This window comes from Nonomuraea gerenzanensis (assembly GCF_020215645.1).
Classification (GTDB): Bacteria; Actinomycetota; Actinomycetes; order Streptosporangiales; family Streptosporangiaceae; genus Nonomuraea; species Nonomuraea gerenzanensis.
The window spans coordinates 11,858-32,059 of sequence record NZ_CP084059.1 but is presented as its reverse complement, the minus strand read 5'-3'; the positions used below and the strand labels follow the sequence as shown (position 1 = coordinate 32,059).

Annotated in this window: 20 protein-coding genes; 3 read left to right on the top strand and 17 right to left on the bottom strand. The window is 72.7% G+C overall.

Annotated elements, in window-relative coordinates:
• Positions 1–129: 129 nt before the first annotated feature.
• The 7 genes from LCN96_RS56255 to LCN96_RS56225 all read right to left on the bottom strand — a co-directional run bounded on the left by LCN96_RS56255 (position 130) and on the right by LCN96_RS56225 (position 8,119).
• Positions 130–657 (bottom strand): DUF1707 SHOCT-like domain-containing protein, encoded by a 528-nt coding sequence (locus LCN96_RS56255; RefSeq protein WP_225276308.1) that lies wholly within the window; start codon positions 655–657, stop codon positions 130–132.
• Positions 658–792: 135 nt separating this feature from the next.
• Positions 793–1,629, bottom strand: coding sequence for an ABC transporter permease (locus LCN96_RS56250; RefSeq protein WP_173150671.1), 837 nt, complete (start codon positions 1,627–1,629; stop codon positions 793–795).
• The gene (locus tag LCN96_RS56245; protein WP_225276307.1) at positions 1,619–2,554 is read right to left on the bottom strand and encodes an ABC transporter ATP-binding protein; all 936 of its coding nucleotides are present in this window, start codon (positions 2,552–2,554) and stop codon (positions 1,619–1,621) included. The genes LCN96_RS56250 and LCN96_RS56245 overlap by 11 nt, the downstream gene beginning before the upstream one ends.
• A 40-nt stretch (positions 2,555–2,594) precedes the next feature.
• Positions 2,595–5,240, bottom strand: a complete 2,646-nt coding sequence (locus LCN96_RS56240) for a M16 family metallopeptidase (protein ID WP_173150673.1) — start codon at positions 5,238–5,240, stop codon at positions 2,595–2,597.
• 120 nt (positions 5,241–5,360) lie between these two features.
• Positions 5,361–5,954 carry a helix-turn-helix domain-containing protein gene (locus tag LCN96_RS56235; RefSeq protein WP_173150674.1) on the bottom strand — a complete coding sequence of 198 codons (594 nt, stop codon included), beginning with the start codon at positions 5,952–5,954 and terminating at the stop codon, positions 5,361–5,363.
• Complete coding sequence (locus LCN96_RS56230; RefSeq protein ID WP_173150675.1) at positions 5,951–7,084, bottom strand: M20/M25/M40 family metallo-hydrolase; 1,134 nt, start codon at positions 7,082–7,084, stop codon at positions 5,951–5,953. The genes LCN96_RS56235 and LCN96_RS56230 overlap by 4 nt, the downstream gene beginning before the upstream one ends.
• Before the next feature lie 69 nt (positions 7,085–7,153).
• Positions 7,154–8,119, bottom strand: coding sequence for an NAD-dependent epimerase/dehydratase family protein (locus LCN96_RS56225; RefSeq protein ID WP_225276316.1), 966 nt, complete (start codon positions 8,117–8,119; stop codon positions 7,154–7,156).
• Between the two features lie 289 nt (positions 8,120–8,408).
• On the opposite strand from LCN96_RS56225, the gene LCN96_RS56220 reads away from it, so the two are divergent.
• On the top strand, positions 8,409–9,461 hold the full coding sequence (locus LCN96_RS56220) for a hypothetical protein (protein WP_173150677.1): 1,053 nt from the start codon (positions 8,409–8,411) through the stop codon (positions 9,459–9,461).
• A gap of 118 nt (positions 9,462–9,579) precedes the next feature.
• Here LCN96_RS56220 and LCN96_RS56215 read toward each other — a convergent pair whose 3' ends face one another.
• The 7 genes from LCN96_RS56215 to LCN96_RS56185 all read right to left on the bottom strand — a co-directional run bounded on the left by LCN96_RS56215 (position 9,580) and on the right by LCN96_RS56185 (position 15,900).
• Positions 9,580–9,786, bottom strand: coding sequence for a hypothetical protein (locus LCN96_RS56215; RefSeq protein WP_173150678.1), 207 nt, complete (start codon positions 9,784–9,786; stop codon positions 9,580–9,582).
• 166 nt (positions 9,787–9,952) lie between these two features.
• Complete coding sequence (locus tag LCN96_RS56210) at positions 9,953–11,992, bottom strand: prolyl oligopeptidase family serine peptidase (RefSeq protein ID WP_173150679.1); 2,040 nt, start codon at positions 11,990–11,992, stop codon at positions 9,953–9,955.
• Position 11,993: 1 nt separating this feature from the next.
• Positions 11,994–12,932, bottom strand: coding sequence for a hypothetical protein (locus tag LCN96_RS56205; protein WP_173150680.1), 939 nt, complete (start codon positions 12,930–12,932; stop codon positions 11,994–11,996).
• Positions 12,929–13,552 carry a flavoprotein gene (locus LCN96_RS56200; protein WP_173150681.1) on the bottom strand — a complete coding sequence of 208 codons (624 nt, stop codon included), beginning with the start codon at positions 13,550–13,552 and terminating at the stop codon, positions 12,929–12,931. Before LCN96_RS56200 ends, LCN96_RS56205 begins: the two co-directional genes overlap by 4 nt.
• Positions 13,539–14,468, bottom strand: coding sequence for an LLM class flavin-dependent oxidoreductase (locus LCN96_RS56195; RefSeq protein WP_173150682.1), 930 nt, complete (start codon positions 14,466–14,468; stop codon positions 13,539–13,541). The genes LCN96_RS56200 and LCN96_RS56195 overlap by 14 nt, the downstream gene beginning before the upstream one ends.
• Positions 14,465–15,430 carry a T3SS effector HopA1 family protein gene (locus LCN96_RS56190; RefSeq protein ID WP_173150683.1) on the bottom strand — a complete coding sequence of 322 codons (966 nt, stop codon included), beginning with the start codon at positions 15,428–15,430 and terminating at the stop codon, positions 14,465–14,467. Before LCN96_RS56190 ends, LCN96_RS56195 begins: the two co-directional genes overlap by 4 nt.
• A 326-nt stretch (positions 15,431–15,756) precedes the next feature.
• Positions 15,757–15,900, bottom strand: coding sequence for an LxmA leader domain family RiPP (locus LCN96_RS56185; RefSeq protein WP_225276315.1), 144 nt, complete (start codon positions 15,898–15,900; stop codon positions 15,757–15,759).
• 186 nt (positions 15,901–16,086) lie between these two features.
• Between LCN96_RS56185 and lxmK the strand changes: the two genes are divergently transcribed.
• Both lxmK and LCN96_RS56175 read left to right on the top strand, forming a co-directional pair.
• Positions 16,087–17,187: a class V lanthionine synthetase subunit LxmK gene (gene lxmK / locus LCN96_RS56180; protein WP_173150686.1), complete on the top strand. Its 1,101-nt coding sequence runs from the start codon at positions 16,087–16,089 to the stop codon at positions 17,185–17,187.
• A gap of 60 nt (positions 17,188–17,247) precedes the next feature.
• A complete protein-coding gene (locus LCN96_RS56175) occupies positions 17,248–17,514 on the top strand; it encodes a hypothetical protein (RefSeq protein WP_173150687.1) in 267 nt (88 codons plus the stop codon).
• Between the two features lie 149 nt (positions 17,515–17,663).
• On the opposite strand, the gene LCN96_RS56170 is transcribed toward LCN96_RS56175, so the two are convergent.
• The 3 genes from LCN96_RS56170 to LCN96_RS56160 are packed head-to-tail and all read right to left on the bottom strand — an operon-like array spanning position 17,664 to position 20,095.
• The gene (locus LCN96_RS56170) at positions 17,664–18,446 is read right to left on the bottom strand and encodes a helix-turn-helix domain-containing protein (protein WP_173150642.1); all 783 of its coding nucleotides are present in this window, start codon (positions 18,444–18,446) and stop codon (positions 17,664–17,666) included.
• A gap of 57 nt (positions 18,447–18,503) precedes the next feature.
• A complete protein-coding gene (locus LCN96_RS56165; RefSeq protein WP_173150643.1) occupies positions 18,504–18,830 on the bottom strand; it encodes a hypothetical protein in 327 nt (108 codons plus the stop codon).
• Positions 18,830–20,095, bottom strand: a complete 1,266-nt coding sequence (locus tag LCN96_RS56160; protein WP_173150644.1) for an oxygenase MpaB family protein — start codon at positions 20,093–20,095, stop codon at positions 18,830–18,832. Before LCN96_RS56160 ends, LCN96_RS56165 begins: the two co-directional genes overlap by 1 nt.
• Positions 20,096–20,202 lie beyond the last annotated feature (107 nt).

The following is a 20,202-nucleotide window of genomic DNA, read 5'->3' as shown; positions in this document are numbered from 1 at the left end:
TGTAGAGACGCGGTCCAGGTACGCGGCCCGAGCACGACTCAGGCGCGTTGCTCAGGCAAGCTGCTCAGGCAAGCTGCTCAGGCAAGCTGCTCAGGCAAGCTGCTCAGGCACGCTGCTCAGGCACGCTGCTCAGGCACGCCGGCGCAGGAGGAACACCGCCACCGCCACCACGGCGACGCCCGCCGCCACCAGCAGGAGGACCAGCAGCGGCCCGGGATAGTGGTTCCTGCCACCGAGCAGCGCGGCGACCACGATCGCCAGGATCAGCCACGGCGCGAGCCGATCGTGCCGCCGTTTGCGCCCGCCCGCGGCGAACCCGGGCACACCGCCCCCGGGCGCGCCGGATCCGGGCAGATCGGCCGTCACCCGGTACAGGTCGTCGGCGTACCGCGCGGTGAGCACGGCGGCCAGGCGCTCGTCGAGGTCCTGGCCGCTGAGCCGCCCCTGGGCGTAGTGCTCGCGCAGCGCGGCCGCCACGGCGTCGCGCTCGGCGTCGCCGACGCGCACCCCGCGCCCGGCCCAGGCCCGGCCGGCCCCGGGCGAATGAGCCCAGAGCTGGTGGATCCAGGCCTGGTGCGCCCAGGAGTGGTGTGCGCGGGCCCGGCGGGCCCAGGACCGGGGGAAGGCGAACTCGAAGTCGTCGTCATCGCTGGTCATCGTTCGCTCCAGAAGGGGGATGCGGGCGACGAAGCCCCTCCGGTGTCCCGGCGGAGCTTCGTCGTCGCGGAATATGAACCTCACCCTTGATCACGGTCAAGGAGCTTGGGGAAGAGCCGTTCAGGAGGGAGGCCGTCAGCCGTGACGGGGCTCCCAGCGGAAGTACTTGCGGGCGATCAGCGTCCCGACGACGATCCACGCCCAGATGAGCAGCAGCCGCGGCGCGGCCGCGCCCCACGACTCGGCGAAGCCGACCGCCGGGTGCGGGGCGCCCTCGGTGAAGTCGAGGCCGAAGTAGCCGATGCGGATGACGTCCACGACGGGGGACAGCGGCAGGGAGGCGGCGATGCGCTGCAGCACCTCGGGCATGCCCGTCAGCGGGAAGCTGGCCTGGGAGGTGGCGGCCAGGACCAGCATCGCCGGCAGCACGGTGATCTGCGCGGACTCGCCGCTCTTGGTGACGCCGGACAGGGCGGCGGCCAGCGGCACGAACATGACCGAGCCCAGGACCACGCCGAGGAACAGCAGCGGCAGGTTGCGGGGCAGGTGCCCGCCGAGGGTGGTGATGCTCAGGGTGATGAGGACGGCCGCCTGCACGACGTAGACCAGGGTGGTGGCCAGGCCGCTGCCGGCGAAGATGGCCGCCTCGGACAGGACGCTGCCGCGCATGCGCTTGAGGACCAGTTCCTCCCGGCGGACGGTGAAGACGGTGGTCAGGTGCATGAACGTGACGAAGAAGCCGGCCAGGGCGAGCATCCCGGTCAGGGTGTAGAGCCCGGTGGAGACGCCGGAGACGTAGCCGCTGCGCAGCAGCAGCGCCACGCTGCCCAGCAGCAGCGGGAAGGCGATGGCGGTGAAGAACGCCATCCGGTTGCGGAAGAGCAGAGTCAGGTCGAGCCGGGCCAGTCTCCAGGTGTGGCCCAGCAGCTGGGACGGGTCGAAGGACAGGGGCTGGGGCTGGTTAAGCGCCATGAGCCACCTCCAGGAAGACGTCCTCCAGGGAGGCGCTGCGCACCTCGAGCCGGGTCAGGACGAGACGGTGTTCGGACGCCCAGGCCAGCAGGCGGGCCAGGGCTTGCTGGGTGTCGGCGGGGTCGGGGCTGAGCCGGTACTCGACCGTGCCCCGCTCCACCTGGGGCTGGACGCCGCCCAGGGCGGGCAGGTGGCGCACGGCCACCTGGGCGGGGTGCTGGAAGCGGATGCTGTGCCCGTGGGCGGCGACCACCTCGGCGACGGTGCCGGACAGCTCGATCCGGCCGGCGTGCATGATGGCCAGCCGGCTGGCGAGCTGCTCGGCCTCCTCCAGGTAGTGGGTGGTCAGCAGGACGGTGGTGCCGGCGGAGACGAGGTCCTGGATGAGGGTCCAAGTGTTGCGGCGCGCCTCGGGGTCCATGCCGGTGGTGGGCTCGTCCAGGAACAGCACCTGCGGCTGGGCCAGCGTGGCCAGGGCCAGGTCCAGGCGGCGCTTCTGCCCGCCGGACAGCTGCCTGACCCGCACGCCCGCCTTGTCGGCGAGCTCGACCCGCTCCAGGATCTGCACGGCCGAGTGCGGCTTGCGCGGGGAGACGTCCCGCCAGAAGCGGACGGTCTCGGCCACGGTCAGGTCGCCGAAGAAGCCGCCCTCCTGGAGCATCAGGCCGGTGCGGGCGCGGACCTTGGCCCGCTCCTTGTACGGGTCGTGGCCGAGCACCTTCACGGCGCCACCGGTGGGGGCCGAGAAGCCCTCCAGGACCTCGATGGTGGTGGTCTTGCCGGCGCCGTTGGTGCCCAGCAGCGCGAACAGCTCGCCCGGCTGGACCTGGAAGGAGATGCCGCGCACGGCCTCGAAGTCGCCGTAGCTCTGGCGCAGGTCAGTGACCTCGATGGCGGGCGCGCCCCGGGTGCCGTCCGAAATCATCGCTGGTGAAACCTCGTGTGTGATCATGGATTTCTCAGCCTTACCTGTAGGTGGGGATGCTTTCGGCGTCGCCGAGGGCGACTCCGGTGAAGACTCCGGGGGCGAGCAGTTCCCGGCTCGCGGTGCGGACGTCCTCGTGGCGCACCGTGGCGAGCTTCTCGCTGTAGTCGAACACGCCGGTGGGCGGCAGCCCCAGGGCGAGCCGCCCGGAGATGGTGTTGGCCAGGTCGCCCTGGCTGCCGACGCCGGCCAGCCACTGGCCGACCAGGTGGTCGCGGGCGCTTTCGAACTCGGCCACGTCGAACGGGCTCTCGGCGAGCTTCTCGATGAGGCGGTGGAACTCGGTGATCGCGGTGTCCGCGACCTCCTTCCTGGCCTCGAAGCTGACCAGCAGCATCGATCCGTCCGCTTCGGGCTCGATCACCGATCGGGCCGAGTAGGTCAGGCCGCGCTTCTCGCGCAGCTCGGTGGACAGGCGGGAGGAGAAGTAGCCGCCGAAGGCCGCGTTGGCCACCTCCAGGGTCGGGAAGCTGGGATGGTCGGGGGCGGGCCAGCGGGCGCCGAAGCGCACGTGGGTCTGGGCCGTGCTCTTGTCGTCGATCACCTCCAGCCCGGCCTCCGGCGCCGGGGCGGGCTCGCGGCGCGCCGGCCGGACCGGCTGGGGCTGGGCGGCGCCGGTGCGCCGCCAGGGGGCCAGCGCCTCGGCGACCTCGCCGAGGACGCCGTCGGGGTCGAGATCGCCGACCAGCACGAGGCTGGCGGCGGCCGGGGCGATCCGCGCGGCGTGCAGGTCCTTCAGGTCGGCGGCGGTGACGGCCAGCACCTCCGCCGCGCCGGCGTGCTCGTCGGCCTGCTCGCCCAGCAGCCTGCGGCGCAGCGCCGTACGGGCGGCGGCCGCGGGCCGGGCGGCCAGGGCGGCGATCTGGCGGGCGATCAGCGTGCGGGTCGTCTCGACGTCGCCGTCGTCGTACCCGCCGGGGTCGGCCAGCGCGCCGGCCAGGATGCGCAGCACCTCGCCGATCGCGGCCGCGGGCCCGTCGCCGGACAGGACGAGCTGCCGGGTGTCGGCCAGCGGCACCACGGTCCATCCGGTCTGCTCCAGCTCGGCCGCCTGCGGGCAGCGGCTCTCGCGCAGCAGCATGGCGCCCAGGACGGCCTGGGCGGCGGCCTGTGCCGCGTCCGCGCACGGCAGGGCGATGCGCAGGCGCAGGGAGATGAGCGGCACGGCGGGCGAGCGGACCGCCACCACCCGCAGGCCGCTGTCGAGGACGACGTCGCTGAGCGGGCTGGGCTGGACGGGCTGCAGCGGCCCCAGCGGCGGCGGTTCGAGCGCCCGGCGGGCGGGCTGGTCGGCGGGGGCCTCGGCGAGCGCGCCGGGGTCGCGGGCGGGGCGGACCGGGACGCCGGCCTCCCGGGCGGGCGGGACCGGGCGGACGGTCACCCGGGCGCGGGCGCCGTCGAGCAGCCGGGCCGCGGCCCGCCGCAGGTCCTCGGCGGTGAGCCGCTCCAGCAGGCCGGGCAGCTCGCCGGTGAGTTCGGCCGCGCCGTACAGCGACTCCAGCCGGCCGTGGCTCCTGGCCCGTTCCCCGACCCGGCCGTGGGCGCGGCTCCACAGGGTGGCGCAGCGGCGGGCCGCTCCGGCCAGCTCCGGCTCGGGGACGCCGTCGGCGCGCAGCCGGTCCAGCTCGGTGTCGACGACGGCGATGATGCGTTCCTCGTCGAGGTCCTTGGGGTAGTAGGCGCTGATCACGAAGGTGTCGGGGTCGCGGGCGCGCAGCGGCCCGCCGACGAGCCCGCACCCGGCCTTGACCTTGACCGAGCCGAGGCCGTGCTCGAGCAGGGCGCGGTTGAGCCGGGCGCTGACGCCGCCGGCCAGGGTGGTGCCCAGGACCATGTGCGCCAGGTAGCCGGTCAGGTCGCGCTGCGGGTCCGGCAGGCGGTAGCCCAGGGCCAGGGCGGGGCCGGGGGCGTGCTCGTCGAGGTGGACCTGGTGGTACTCACCGTCGCGGTGCGGCTCGGGGGTGTGCCCGGCCGGCAGCGGCCGGGCGGGGATGCCGGAGAAGTAGGCGTCGGCCAGGCCGGCCAGGTGGGCGGGGTCGAAGTCGCCGCAGACGGACAGCACGCAGTTGCCGGGGTGGTAGTAGGTGTCGAAGAAGTCCCGGCAGTCGGCGGCCGTCGCGCTGTCGAGGTCGGCGAAGTCGCCGTAGCCGTCGTGGGTGTTGGCGAAGTTCTGGTAGAGCGTCTGCGGCAGGACCGGCCAGGGGAAACGCCCGTAGGGCTTGCCGGTGACGTTCTTGCGGATCTCCTCCTTGACCACGGCGAGCTGGGTCGCCAGCGAGCGCTCGGTCAGGCGCGGCGCCCGCATCCGGTCGGCCTCCAGGAAGAAGACCCGTTCCAGCGCCGAGTGCGGGACCGTCTGGTAGAAGTTCGTCGCGTCCGGGCCGGTGGAGCCGTTGAAGGAGCCGCCGGCGGCCTGGATCAGCCGCCCGTGCTCGCCGGGGGCGACGTTCTCGCTGCCCTGGAACATCAGGTGCTCGAAGAGGTGGGCGAACCCGGTGCGTCCGACCGGCTCGGAACGGAAACCGACACCGTAGTGCAGGCTGACCCCGACCATGGTGGCGCCCGGGTCGGGTGTCATGACCAGCCGCAGTCCGTTGGGTAACAGAACGCGGATTACCTCACTCATTTCGCCCCTCCTGATCGCGGCGGCAGGTTGATGCAGTTTCCGTTGACGTGTTCAGCGAGCGCTTCGTAGCGTCACTTGAAGGTTTCTGGTGAGCTGGCTCGGCGACCTGCGGAGTCACCGTCACCCTGCTGCGGCGATGGCCGGATGACGTCGTTGTGCCTCTGGGAGGCGATGGGAGCGGACATGCAGTGGACGCAGACGGGCGGGGCGGTCGGCCGGCCGCTCCGCGAGAAGGCGGGAGGCCTTCAGGCCCGCCTGGAACCGGCTTCGCGCGCCGAGCCGGTTCATCAGGTCGGCGGTGACCCTCCGGACGGTGCGCAGTGAGACGTCTAAGTTGCGGGCGACCATTTCGTCGGTACAGCCTTGGGCTAGCAACTGCAGTACCTGCCATTCCCGGGCGGAGATGGCGGTGCCCGCGTTCGCTGCGGCGCTCGCCGGTCCGTCCGGCGCCGCCGGGCCGGGCGTGCCGGCCGGGGGCGGGGCCAGCTGCGCCTGTGCCCGGGAGAGCAGGATGGACATGCCCGTTTCCGGATGGGCGACCGTGAACCTGCCGTCGCTGTCGTAGTGCAGCAGGCCGAGGTCGGCCAGCAGCCGCAGGCAGCGCTCCACGCTGCCGGGCTCGCCGCCGAGCACCTGGGCGATCTCCTCGGCCCGCCGGCCCCGGCCGGTCTGCAGGATCGTGTAGACCTGTGCCGCGCGCACCTCCCCGTTCATCGCCTGGCCTCCGTCGTGGTCAGCCAGCGCGCCAGTGCCGAGCCGAGGGTGCCGGCGAACTCCTCCAGCTCGCCGGCCTCGACGTACTCGCCGGGCCGCCTGGTGCGGGACAGCTCGCCCGGCCCGTACAGGACCACGGCGACGCCGGCGTCCTGGAAGGCCCGGGCGTCGCTGGGGCAGGGGTACTGGCACCAGCCCAGGGCGGGGTTGACGGTGCGCAGCACCTCGGCGAACGCGCGGTGGCCCAGGTCGGTGGCGGGGAAGCGGGGGTGGCCGCTCTCCCAGGAGGGCAGCGGGAAGCCGCCGGCCTCGAAGCGGTCGCTCAGGTGGCGCCGGACCACGTCGAGTGCCACCTCGTGGGGCAGCAGCGGCGGGAGGGCGACGGCGAACTCGACCACGGCGCCGGCGGCGGGCTCGGCCGCGTCGTGGCCGGCGTGCAGCAGGCCGGGCAGCACGTAGCGGAACTGCTGGCGGGTGGGGTAGAGGCGGCGCAGCTCCTGGTCGGCGGCGTTGAGGGCGAGCAGCGCGGTGGCGGCGTGGGTGGCGGCGTTGGTCCGGTCGGTGGCCATGGCCATGGTGCCGGCCTCGCCGGTCGAGCGCAGCTGGTAGCGGGCCAGGCCGTAGGCGGCGGTGCACACGTGCCCGCCGGTGGGCTCGGGGATGACGGCCAGGTCGGCCGCGGGCAGGTCGTGCCCGGAGAGCAGGGCGGTGGTGCCGGCGCCGCCCTGGTGGGCGCCGACGACGAGCTGAACGGTGATCCGTCCCATCAGGTCGTCGCGCGTGCTGAGCCCGCGCAGGACGCCGATCGTCGCCGCGATCCCGCCGAGCATGTCGCTGGTGCCGGGCCCGTACACGCGGCCCGGTTCCCGGGGCGCCGGCGTGGCGGCGTGGTCGTAGAGGAACGGCTCGATGTCGATGTGCGCGTTCACGATGACGTGCGGGCCGGCGGCGGAGAACGCGTGGGTGGCGGTGATCTGCTGCGCGTCGCCATACGGGCGGACGTCGTGGTCGAGCCCGAGCCTGGCCAGCTCGGCCCCGGCCAGGGCGAGGGCGTCGGAGACGCCGGGGCTGTGCCGGATGGGCAGCCGCTCGGCCAGCTGCGACGTCAGCTCCGTCGGGGAGAGATTCACCGTTTCACCTCCTGGATCTGAGACGGTAAGACGAGAAGCGGGGACAGGGGAGGAACTACCTGCCACCTGTCAGGCATATGCCAGCGCTCTGCCCGGGGCCTGTACCCGGCTGTGCATGAAGCAACGGGAGAGGCCCTCGGTGAGCAGGGTGAGCGGGCGGAAGCCGAGCTCGGTGAAGGCCCGTTCGGTGGAGGGGATCTGGACGGCGACGGGCCGGTCCTGGGGCTTGCGGCGAGAGGACGGCCGGGGCGCGGTGACGACGCTGGCGCTGCCGATCAGGTCGATGGCCAGCAGGGCGGCGTCGCGGATGCTGACGGTCTCCACCGAGGCGATGTTGTAGCAGGCGCGCGGGGCGGTGGCCTCGTTGGTGCGGCGCATCGCGGCGATGATGCCCTGGGCGACGTCGTCGACGTAGGTGAAGTTGCGCAGCTGGGTGCCGCCGTCGGGCAGGACGATGGGACGGCCGGACAGCGCGGCGGACATGATCTTCCCGAACACGGACCTGCCGGGCTGGCCGGGGCCGTAGACGCCGAAGGGCCGGATGACGGTGGTCGCCTTGCCGGGCAGCAGCCCGAACTGCTCGACGATGCGCTCGCCCACGATCTTGGCCCGGGCCGCGCGGCTCTGCGGGGCCAGGGGGTCGTCCTCGTCCAGCAGCCGGCCCGGCCCGTCGCCGTACACCTCGGCGCCGGAGCAGTAGATGAGATGGCGGCAGTCCTTGGTGATCGCGGCCGAGGTGAGGGCGGCGGTGCCCCGGGCGTTGATCGTGTAGAGGCCGGCGCCGCGGTGCCTGCGGTGCGGGACGGTCGTCTCGGTGCCGAGGTGGATGACGGTCTCGGCGCCCGTGACGGCCGCGTAGAGGGCGTCCTGGTCGGTGATGTGCCCGCGCACGTACTCCAGGCGCAGGCCGGGCACCTGCTCCGGCACGACGGGGCTCAGCACCCGGACGGTGCTGCCCGGCGAGCAGACGGCGAGCTGCTGAAGGAGCGCCGACCGGAGGAATCCGCTCCCGATTACCGCTAGGGGTGCTTGCACGTGCTTTCTCCTTTGCGTTTTCTTTCCGGCAGGCGCGCTTACCCGGCACCGGTGTCCCGGTCGGCGGCGAATGCCCCGGGCTGACGGGTACGACACGGCTTGGCGATTCGCACATTAGGCCGTGCGGCTTTTCCGGAAGAGGGAGAAGATGCCGGATGGCAACAAGAGGCACACCCATTACGGACAGAGATACTACCGTTACGTACGGCTACCAGATAAATGTTCGCCAATGGCGGTGTTATAGTGCCCGCGCTGGTCACTGTCGCACTTAGGGCTCAGCGGGGGATCTGTGACGGAAAATGCGCGGACCAAAGAGCACAACGAGAGCGCCGCGATCGAGATGGGGGACCTGCTGAGCGGACTGCTCCCCGAGCGGCTCGCCAACAGCTACGCGGCTTTTCTCAGCCACGGTGAATGTTCCGAATCGGAGGCGGCCGAACGCGCGGGCTCGCCCGTCTCGCTGGAGGAGCTGATCAGCCGCGGCCTCGTCCACCGGGTGGTCTACAGCTCCTCGACCGCGATCCGGCCCACCGATCCCACCCTGGCCTTCCGGGACATCATCCACGATCTGCAGCGGCAGCTGATCGACTCCAGCGATCAGCTCGCCGCGGCCTACAGCCGGCTCAACGACATCCAGCGGATCTTCTCCCAGCGGGCCATCGAGCAGGCCCCGGAGGAGGGCATCCGGATCGTGACCGACAAGGAGGAGATCCACTCCCTGTCGCTGTCCCTCATCAACTCGGCCCAGTCCGACTTCCTGGGCCTGCACACCTGGCGCTTCAACACGCCGCTGCGCAAGGAGAGCTCGGCCCCGCCGCCGCGCAGCGTGATCTCGCGCAACGTCCGCTGCCGGGCGGTCTACTCCACCGAGTACTTCGACAACGAGGTCGGCTACTACGTGATCCAGAGCTCCATCCTCGAGGGCGAGGAGGTGCGGATCATGCGCAACCTGCCGATGAAGATGCAGCTCGTCGACGAGGAGGTCGCGATGCTGCCGCTGACCCCCAGCGGCGCCAGCGGGGTCGCCCTGGTCAAGGCGCCCATCATCGTCAAGGCGCTGCGGCAGTACTTCGAGCTGCTGTGGGCCAGGGCCACGCCGGTCGCCTCCCCGGCCGGGGCCGAGGCCGTCCCGGCGCCCGCCGCCCACAGCGGGCCCAGCGAGCTGCAGCTGCAGCTGGTCGGGATGATGGCCCTGGGGCTGAAGGACGAGTCGATCGCCAACCGCACCGGGATGAGCCTGCGCACCGTCCGCCGCCACATCTCCACGATCATGGAGATGCTCTCCGCGGAGACCCGCTTCGCCGCCGGCGTCATGGCCTCCAAACGCGGCTGGATCAAATGAAAGAGAGCCGGAACCGGATTCGGTTCTGGCTCTCTTTCATTTGGAGATGAGGCCTTATGGCGCGTCGGGTTCGTGATGGTGTCTCCAGGGGGTTCAGCAGCTCTTCGCGGTCCAGCCGTCAGTTTTCGGTCCAGGGGCCGCCGGTGGTGGTCCCGGGGTCGCCGCCCGGCTGCTGGACGGTGACGCCCGGCGTCACGGTCCAGGAGTCGCCGTCAAATGCCACGGACGCCTGCGCGGACTGGGCGAAAGAGGGCAGGGACGAGGCGATAGCGGCCGCGGCGAAAAAGGCGAAGAACGTCGTGGCAAGGCGGCGGGACACGTTCATGACAATTTCCTTCCCGGTGCGGGTTTCCGGCTGATCTTTCCGGTGGCGATTGAAAAGATAGGATCCGGGCCCCTCACTGAGGGAGGCAGGACGTGCCACGTGACAACAAGTGGACGGGGAAATCCACCGCAATCTCCGCGCGCCTCTCGGTGACCTGCGAAAACGTTCAGTCCATGGCGAGCCCCGTATAGGTGGCACAGAAGGACAAGGTGTCGGCGATGAGGTCGACCGCGTGGGCGGCGGCCCGGTTGCCGTGCCCCGTGCCGTGCTCCACCCGCAGCAGCACGGGGATGGTGTCGTCCACCGAGACCGTCCCCCACTGCAGCGCCGCGCACATCTTGCGGGCGTGCGCCGGATCCACCCGGGTGTCGGCGTCGGAGACGGTCAGCAGCGTCGCCGGGTAGGCGACCCCGGCGCGGACCCGGTGGTAGGGGGAGTAGCCGTACAGCCACGCGAACTCCCGCGGGTCGGCGGCCGAGCCGTACTCCGCCCGCCACGCCGGCCCCAGCCCGGAGTTCTCGTAGCGGACCATGTCGAGCAGCGGGGCCGAGCACACCGCCGCCGCGTAGAGCTCGGGCCGCTGGGTGAGCGCCGCGCCGACCAGCAGCCCGCCGTTGGAGCCGCCCACGATGGCCAGCTGGTCCGGGGTGGTCCAGCCGCCGGCGATGAGCGTCTCGGCCGCGGCGTGGAAGTCGTCGAAGGAGTTCTGCTTGCCGGCGCCCATGCCGGCGCGGTGCCACTGCTCGCCCTCCTCGCCGCCGCCGCGCAGCTGCGCGATCGCGTACACGCCGCCCGCCTCCACCCAGGCCAGCGCCTGGGCCGAGAAGCCGGGCGCCATGGAGCGGCCGAACCCGCCGTAGCCGCTCAGGATGCACGGCCGCGGCCGCCCGCCGCCGGGCGGGGCCAGCACCCGCATCCGCACGGTGGTGCCGTCCTTGGAGGCGAACTCCACCAGCCGGCTGACCACCTCCGGCGGGCGGGCCCGGCCGGCCGCCGCCCACGGCGTGGTCCGGCCGTCGCGCTCGTCGTAGCGCCACACCGAGACGGGGGTGACGTCGTCGGTGTAGACGAACCACGCCTGCGGGCCGCCCTCGGGCCGGGCCGACAGCGAGGCGGCGGTGCCGATGCCCGGCAGCGGGACCGGGCCGAGCACCTGCCCGGTGCGCGCGTCGTGCCGGGTCAGCTCGCTGACCGTGTGCCGGGTCCTGGCCACCAGGAGCGTGCCGTCCAGGAACACGAAGTCCGACAGCACCGCCCGCTCGTCCTCGGGCACCAGGTCCCGCCAGGACTCGTAGCGCAGGTCGGACAGCTCGGCGGTGACGATCCGGCCGCGCGGGGCGTCCCGGTCGGTCATCAGGTACGCGCGCCCGTCCGGGCCGACCCGCAGCGCGGTGTGGGCGTCCACGCCCTCCTGCACCACCCGCAGCTCGGGGGCGTGCGGCGGCGCGGCGGACAGGTCGGCCAGCCACAGGTCGTTGCCGGGCGCGGTGCCCAGCGACGCGGCGACGGTCAGCCACCGCCCGCCGCCGGTGACGTTGAGCCGGTAGTGCGTGGTGGCGTCCCGGCCGGCGCCGAGGACCAGCGGGTCCCGCTCGGGGTCGGAGCCGAGGCGGTGCAGGTGGACCGCCTTGCCGGTGGCGTGGCGGCGCACGTAGTAGAAGGCGCTGCCGTCGGCCAGCCAGGCGACGGGCGAGTACCGGGTCCGGTCGATGGGGCCGTCGAGCAGCTCGCCCGTCTCGACGTCCAGGACGAACAGCGAGGACTCCTCCGTGCCGCCCGCCGACAGCTGGTAGGCCAGCAGGCGGCCGTCCGCGGACGGCTGCCAGGAGTCGATGACGGTCCTGCCGGCCGGGTCCAGGGCGTGCGGGTCGAGCAGCGCGCGCTCGGCGCCGTCGGCCCCGGTCACGTACAGCACCATGTACTCCTGGTGCTCGCTCTGCCGCATGAAGAAGGCCCGCTCGCCGTGCCAGGAGGGCGGCCCCGCGAACCCGGTCCTGTGCAGCTCGCCGGCCCGCCGGCGGAACCGCTCACGGCCGCAGAAGTCGGCCGCGTGCTCCTCGTAGCGGGCCTCCTGGGCGGCCAGCCACTCCTTGGTGTCGGGGTCGGCGGGGTCCTCCAGCCACCGGTAGGGGTCGGCGACGGGGACCCCGTGGATCTCCTCCACGAGGTCGAGCCGGTGGGCGGGCGGATAGGGGGTGGCGAGCATGTCATCCGTCACTTTCCGGGGCGGCCGGCCAGACGATCGCCCTGGCCGCCTCCGTCCCGAGTCGCTGATCGAACAGGCCGGCGACGATGTCCACGTAGCGGTGGAGCTGGTCGTCCCAGCCGATGTAGGCGGCGTAGTCGCGCGCGTGGGTGAGTACCCGCAGCACCGCCAGGGCGCCGAGCCTGTCCACGTCGGGGACGCGGCCGTAGCCGTCCAGCAGCGCCGCGGCCAGGCCGCGGTAGGAGAACTCCAGCGCGGGCGCGATGCCCGCCAGCACCGCCTGGTGCAGCTCGACGAGCTCGGCCACGAGCCAGCCGAGGTCGAGCCACCACGGCCCCCGGGACAGGTCCTCGCCGGCCAGCAGGTTGCCGCCGCCGCCCTTGACCGGGACGATCAGCGCCATGCTCGCCGCGCCGTGCAGCAGGCTCCCGGCCGGCGCCGCCCCCAGGTCCGCGCAGATCGCCTGCAGCCGCTCCCAGCGCGATCCGCCCAGCCGGGCCAGTGCGTGCTCGCGCAGCCGGCCGGAGGCGGGGCTCTCACAGCGGCCGCGCAGCCAGGCGGCCAGCCGGGCGGGCCCCGGATGGCGGCGGCGGACCTCCCCGGGCGGCGGCAGCGCGTGCAGGGCCGCCAGCGCCGCCCCGGCCTGGCGCAGCGCGTCCTGGAGCATGGGCCGCACCAGGTCCTCGTCGAAGGCCAGCCAGCTCGCCGCCGGCAGCGTGCCGTCGGCGCTGTAGTACATGCTGCCGTCGACGTCGGGCAGCCGCAGCGCCGGATGGACCGAGCCCAGCAGCGCCCGCAGGTCCGCCGACAGCGCCGGCAGCGGCACCGGGTAGGCCGCGCCGGGGCGGCGCACCCAGGTGTACTCGGCGCCGTTGCGGTAGATCGAGGTGTGGACGGAGGCGGTGCCGAATTCGTGCAGCGGTGTGAGGGTGGTCGTCATGAGGACTCCGTGATGCCGGGACGCGAGGACGGGCTCATCTGGTGCCGCAGCCGCTCGACCAGGCCCAGCAGGACGGGCATCGGCGCGGCCACCGAGGCGTCCATCTGGCCGGTCGAGACGCTGAACCCCGCCTTCGGCGAGGCGATGACGATGTTCGGCCGCTGCTCGAGCAGCCGTTTGTGACCCAGGTAGGCCGGGCTGGTCAGCCCGTGCGGCGGCAGCGACGGCGCGATCCCGATCGGCGCCGGCGTGCACTGCAGCGCCAGGATCGCCGGGGTGTCGCCCAGCCCGAGCGCCAGCCTGGCCAGGAAGTGCAGGCCGGCCGGGTAGACCAGGACGGTGTCCGGCCAGAGGCTGAGCTCCACGTGCGGCGCCCCCTTGGTGACGTGGGCGGGCCACTCGTCGGACATGGCCGGCTGGCCGCACAGCGTGCTCAGCGCGTCCAGGGTGATGAACCGCTGGGCGCTGCGCGTGACGACCGGCCGAATCTCCAGCTCCGGGTAGCCCGCGCGCAGCCACGACAGCCAGCCGGGCAGGAAGGCCGCCGACAGCGCGCCGGTCACGATGAGGAGCAGCCGCTCGCCGGAGAAGACAGGATGGGTGAGATCAGTGCGTGGCATCGCCTCTCCCCAGGCAGGTAAGGATCTCTTCGGCGTCGCGGACGGCGGCCTTCGGCCCCTCCGCGAGCCAGACGCCGGCGGTGTTGACGACCACCTCGTCCACCCCCGCCGCGTGGTAGGCCGCCAGCCGCCCGGCGATCTCCTCGGGGCCGCCGGTGACGAACAGGCCCGAGCCGACCAGCGCCCGCGCACCGGCGTCCGGGTCGGCCGGGTCGACGTCGAGGCCCGCCGCGCGCAGCATGCCGGTGTAGTGCGCCGCCCGCAGATGGGCGCCGGCCGCGAGCCGGGCCAGGTGCGCGGGGTCGCGCCCGGGCCGCGTGACGGCGGCGTGCACCACGGTGACGATCCGCGGCCCCGCCCCCAGCGCGGGGGCCAGGACGTCCCGGATGTAGGACGGCGGGGTCAGCCAGGTGACGGCGGCGTCCGCGCACGTGGCGGCGGCCCGGGCCATGCCCGGCCGCAGCACCCCCGCCCCCACCTCCACCGGCGGGTGCCGCAGCGGCGGCAGGGCGAAGCCGCGCACGTCCCCGCCGTCCAGCAGCGTGCGGACCGCCGCCAGGTACTCGCCCGCGGCCGTCGCCGGCCGCGCCGGGGCGGCGCCGGTGAGCTGGGCGACCAGCGCCGGGTAGGCGGCGCCGAACCCCGCCACCAGGCGATGCCCGGTGAGCAGGGCCAGCGACCGCGCCTGCGCCGCGGCCTCGGCGGGATGGCGCAGCGCCATCAGCGCCACCGACGTGCCCACGGGGACGCGGTAGCCGCTGCCCGCCAGGTAGGCCAGGACCGTGTGGGTCTCCAGCCGCAGCGACTGCCCCAGCCACAACCGCGCGGCCAGGCCCCGCTTGACCAGGTCGGCGTACGGCACGACCTCGCCGATCCCGCCGGGCTGGTGCGGGACGATGACCGAGGAGCGGCTCACAGCGGCACACCGCCGATCCGTAAGCGCGGCGAGGTGCGGTTGCGGAACGGCTCGGCGGGATCGATGCCGGCCGCGGCGAAGGCTCCGGCGACCGCCCCGGCGGGATCGCCGCCGGCCAGCAGCCCCTGCGCCAGGATCCTGGCGCGGTGCTCGCCGAAGCTCAGCCGCCGCATCCCCGGCCGGTCGTCGGCGGGATCCCACGCGACGGCCAGGCCGGGCCCGACCCGCCGGGCGAAGCGCGAGGTGTCGTCCACCCGGCCGGGGAACGCCGAGACGGCCGCCACCAGCGATTCCAGCGCCGGCCAGCCCTGCTCCTCCAGGTAGAACACCATGGCGTCGCGGCGCGGGTACCCGGCGGGGTTGGAGAACGCCTTGGCCCGGTAGGGCACCTGCGCCTCCTCCAGCGCCGCCAGCGCGCCCGCCCAGGCCGGCGGGGTGAAGGCGGGGCCGGCCAGGTGCACGTACAGCCGCAGGATCGGGCCGGCGCCCAGCACCGTCCCGGCCGAGCCGTCGCACAGGAAGAAGCCCGGCGACAGCGCCGGCCTGATCGCATCCGCCCGCACCACCGCCAGGCCGCCGTCCTCCACGGCCACCACCCGGTCCGCCGGCACCCGCACCCTGACGTCGAGCAGCTCGACGACCCAGTCGGGGGCCGGGGCGTGCACCTTGGCCAGGGCGGTGGTGAACCGGTGCGGCACCCCGGCGGTCAGCTCCCGCTCCAGGTCCGGGTCCCGCATCCCCGGGCGCGCGCCGGGATCGTGCCGGTGGCCGCTGTGGAAGACCTCGTACATGGCCGTCCCCAGCGCCGGCCAGAGCGCGCGCGGGCTGTCCACCTCGACCGTCCGCTCGCCCACCCGGGCGCTCAGCCCGTCAGGGGCGAGGTCCACCGCCTCGATGAGCGATCGCAGCTGCGGGGCCAGCGCAGGAGCATCGGCCAGCGCCGCCGTGCTGTTGCCGTCCATGACGAGGACCCCCCTCTCAGCTGCCGGCCGGCAAGGCGTCGGCGCCGGCATGGGCGCACCGCGGTTCCAGGCGGACCTCGTGACCATCGGCCGGCTGCTTCTTCGCCATCTTCTTCTCCCATATGAAGAGGGGCGGGGTGACCCCGGAAAAACGAAACCTATGGATCAATCAATCATGGGCGGAAAAAGGAACCGCTGGCAAAAGAATGGCACCATCGCGCCACTCTCCGGGCGCTGTGCGGCGGCAGGAAAAAGAACTGTGCCCGCCGCCACCCAGTGGTGACGGCGGGCACAGTCTCAAGGAGTAAGGAAGGCCGGGACCCGGGTCAGCAGCCGGCCGAGGCGGTGATCACGATGCTCGCGATGCACCACGGGGTGCTGGGGCTCTCCTCCTCGCCGTTCTCGTCGAAGGCGAGCTCCTCGGGGTCGGTGTAGTTCTCGAAACCGTCGACCAGGTCCTTCTCAGCCATCTTATTCTCCTCTATGTGAAGTGCTCTTTGTTTTCTCGTTTCCGCCGAACCGCTGTGCCGTTCGGATGGCTCAATAGTGACCGGCGCGCAGAAGCCGCCGCAAGCGTTTGTCACCTTGGTGTCATTGGCCGTCCGCTTGGTGCCTCTTTCCGCAGATAAAAGGCGCCGCCCTGGCATCATCTCGATATGTCGACTACTGCCCTTCTTCCGAAAGAGCGGCTGCGCGCCTCCTCTCTGGACGATGCGCCCCAGGTCAACGACCTGCTGCATCGGCTCGGGCTGGGAACGCTGACGCAGGAGAGCCTCGAATCCTTCGCCGGCCGCAACAACAACTGGGCCGGGCGCACGAGCAGCGGCGCGCGGGTGTTCGTCAAGCGCCTCGACGGCGACCGCGAGGAGGCGCTGATCCGCTTCCGCCGCGTCCTGGACCTGCAGCGGGCCATCTCCGCCGGCGACACGGACGACCTGCGCTGCCCGCCCCTGCTCGGCCACGACGAGGAGCACCGGCTGCTGGTCTTCGAATGGCTCGAGCACGGCCTGGCCGGCAACAGCCTCGCCACCAAGGGCGAGTTCGACGCCGGCCTGGCCCGCCGCTGCGGCCGCGCCATCGGCGCCCTGCACCGGCTCCCGCTGACCGCCGACCGCTCCGCGCACCCGCTGCCGCCCACCTGGGCCCTGCACGCGCTGCCGCTCAGCCTGTTCTCCGCCGCGCGCGTGGCCGAGCTGCACTACTGGACGCTGCTGCAGAACGACCGGCCGCTCATCACCGCCCTGGAGGCGCTGCGCGAGCGCGAGCAGTCCGTACGGCCGCGCACCTGCCACGGTGACCTGCGGCTGGACCAGTTCCTGCTGCACGACGACCGGCTGCACGTCGTCGACTGGGAGGAGGCCCGGGTCGCCGACCCCGCCCGCGACGTCGGCGCCTTCGCCGGGGAGTGGCTGCACCACGCCATCCGGAAGATCAACTCCGACGTGGACAAGGTCTACGGGCCCGGCGTGACCCTCACCCGCGAGCTGATCCTGGAGCGCGGCGCCGCCGAGATCGCCGCGGTGCGTCCCCTGATCTCGGCCTTCTGGCAGGGCTACCGCGACAGCGGCGTCACCGCGGACGCCGACCTGGCCGAGCGGGCCACGTCGTTCGCGGGCTGGCACCTGCTGGACCGGCTGCTGGCCACCGCGGGCATGCAGACCCGGCTGCGGCCGATCGACCTGGCGGCCGCGGGCATCGGCCGCAACGCCCTGCTCGAGCCCGCCCGGTTCGTCGGGACGCTCGGCTTCACCCTCTGACGGCCGCGGGAGCCCCGTCTCGCCGCCGACCCCTCCTGACCTGCTGAAAGGGAGCACCACATGCGCAGCATCAACCGCCTCGCCGCCGTCGCCGCCCTCGCGCTGACCGGTCCCGTCCTCACCGCCGGCCCCGCCGCCGCCTCCGCGCCCTGGGCGCCGCCGGCGGGCTATGTGTATGAGAACTCCTACTTCGGCACCAGCGCCTGGTGCAACCAGATCGGGCAGGAGGGGGTCGGGGCGGGGAAGTGGGCCGCGTACGTGTGCCATGAGACGTTGCGCGGGATCGAGCATCTGATGATCTACAGCGATCTGTACGTGAAGAGATGAGCGGGTGGCGCCCCACCCAGCCCATTGATCAGGGCATGCGGTCGCGCTGCCCCGAGCGTGGCGAACCACATGGCGAGGCCACCGGCGTCGGCCTCGGCTGGGGTGATCGCTGGTCCTCGTCCCGGCGAGGACGCACAGCCCTCAGACGATCATGGGGATCGGCGCGCGTCGTTCGCCGTGGGCAGGTCCTGCAGAGCAGGCTGCGGGTCGAACCAGATGAGGTGCTTGTCCTGGGCTCCGATGGTGATCGCGGCCTCGCGGTCCTCCTGCCTGAGCGTCTTCTGGTTCGACTCCGGCACCATGTTCACGTCCGGCCTCCGCTCCAGCCGGCGCAGCACGTCGTCCACCTGGTCGCGAGGCGCGTCCACGAGCTCGCGCACGCCGGCCAGGCCGACCCAGGCGCCGGGCCGACGGGCAAGCAGGTCATAGGCGGCGCGGATCTGCTGTTCGACGTCGGCGCGGGGAGGGGAAGGGGCGTCGCCGATGAGGGTGATGACCCATCGGCCGCGGCTGTCCTTGTGGCCGGTGACGCCGTGCTTGCGGATCTCTCCAGTCCGCAGCCAGCGGTGGACGGTGCTGACAGAGACACCCAGGTCAGCGGCCGCCGACTCGGCGGTCTGCGTGGGGATGCCGTCACGCTCGCGCTTGGCGGCGGGAGCGGGGGCGGGAGCGGGTGTCACGTCCCCTTCGTGCGGACGCACGTCACCGGCACCGCCGGGCGGTTGTCGGCTGGTCCTGACCGTGGTGACGGCCTGTTCGGCCTGCTGAACCCGCTCGCGAGCGGATCGGATCGCCTCAGGGGCCCCGCCGGCTTCGGCGGCGGCCAGGGCCTTGCGGGCGCGGCATAACCGCTGGCGGGCAGTCTGCGCCTCGCGGGTGGTGCTGTGGCCGCCGGGGCATCGGCGGCCGCCGTGGTCCTTGGCTCGGCACATGTCACGTCCCCTCTCGCTGTCTCTTCGCGGGATCTTGTACGTGAATCCGCCGGCGCCTCACCGGCGTAGCGCCGGGCCCGTGTCGAGGCCCGGGTCATGCCAGCGGGCGACTGCCAGCGCGGCGGCGTTGCGGGTGCGCCAGTACCCGTCGGCGCTGCTACGGCCGGGCTCATCCCCGATCGGCTCGACGGGGATGGGGTGGTAGTGCCGTTTGGCCGGGTCGCCGGCGATGGCCTCCCACGCCCGGTGGTGCCAGCCGGCCTTGCTCACCGTGCCGGCGACGTCGCCGGTGGGCGTGACGACGTTCCAGCGGTGGCGGTCGTGGTCGGCCTGGGTCTGGGTCGGCCGATGAGGACCAGTGGGTCGGGAGGCCTGGCGCGCCATCAGCGACCGGGAAGCCAGCCTCGAACCCTCCGCCGGACGTTGCGCCGGACTTCGCGCGTCTTCATCGCGGGTTTCGACTGCTTGATGCTCCATGCGTGAGCCAGCTCCGCAGGAATCTTCAGGGCCGCCTGCTCCTGCGATTGCCGGTCGGCCAAAGCGATCGCAATCTGGCGCCCGACCCTACGCGCCAGCCAGCGAAGCAGACCGTCCACCACCCTCGTCAGTCTCGCGTGGCGGTGGCCCCTGCGCGCCACCGTGAACAGCGCGGTGAACCACCAGGCGGGCATGGGCACGGCCAGAAGCTTGGGTACGCGGTTTGCGCCGTGGGCCGCATCGTGGAAGATCCAGTGCACCAGGCTTCGCGGCATCTTGCGCCAGCCCAGCGGCATGAACTCCTCCACCTCCTCCAGGAGCCGGGCCATCAACCGGCGGCCCTCATCGCTGGAGTCATACAGGCGGCCTAGGCGCGCGCTGATCGGTTCGACGTCGTCGAGGGTGAGGGGGCCGTCGCGGCACACCTCGACCCCCATGAGGTTGCCGAAGATGCTCCACGTGTAGAGGTTGGCGGCGCGCTCCTCCTCGCTCAGCACGACGCCCATGGTCTCCATGGCCTCCCATGTCCCCACGGAGAAGTCGAAGAGCGTGGCCAGCAGCAGTTCCTGGTTGACCGGCGGGCCGTAGCGCTCGGTGTCCCACTGGTCGGCGTACCTCTCCTCGATCAGGGCCCGCACGAACGAGTGCAGGATCCGCAGTCCGATCGCCGTGGTGTGCCCGGGGCGTCCGATCTCCAAGCTGTTGACGACTTTGAGCCCCATCATGTCGATCAGCAGCTGCCAGCTCTCGCCTGCCCAGCGGGTGAGGCTGTGCGTGGCCAGGTCGGAGACGTCGGCCAGCACCTTGGCGCTGGATACCTCCGCGTACGTCATCGGCAGGCACGCGAAAAACAGCGCGACCGACTGGTAGAGCCCGTAGTCAGCGAACACCGCCTGCCCCCGGGCCAGCAACTCCCGGTCGTCCCCCCACTCGGGCAGGTCCTCGACGAAGCCGATCGCATCGAAGATCTCGGAGGCGGGCGGCTCGCCCGAGGGGGCTCTGGCCTCCCGCTTGGCCTGCCCCAGCTCGCTGATCACGGCCTTCACCAGGTCGAGCGCACCCCTGCCTGCAGGCTGTGCCTCCAGGTATTCGGCCACAACCTTGTCGATGGCCGGGTCGGCGTGCTGCCTCAATTGCTGGAATCTCTCCTCCGGCCAGCGGTCAGCCAACATGACAGATGTTGCGTCTCGGCCCTGGGATCGGTACGCGGGGTGCAGGTTCGTGCTACCCAAGTCCACACGAGCCAGGTCCTGCCCCGATGCCACATCGTGTGCTGTCT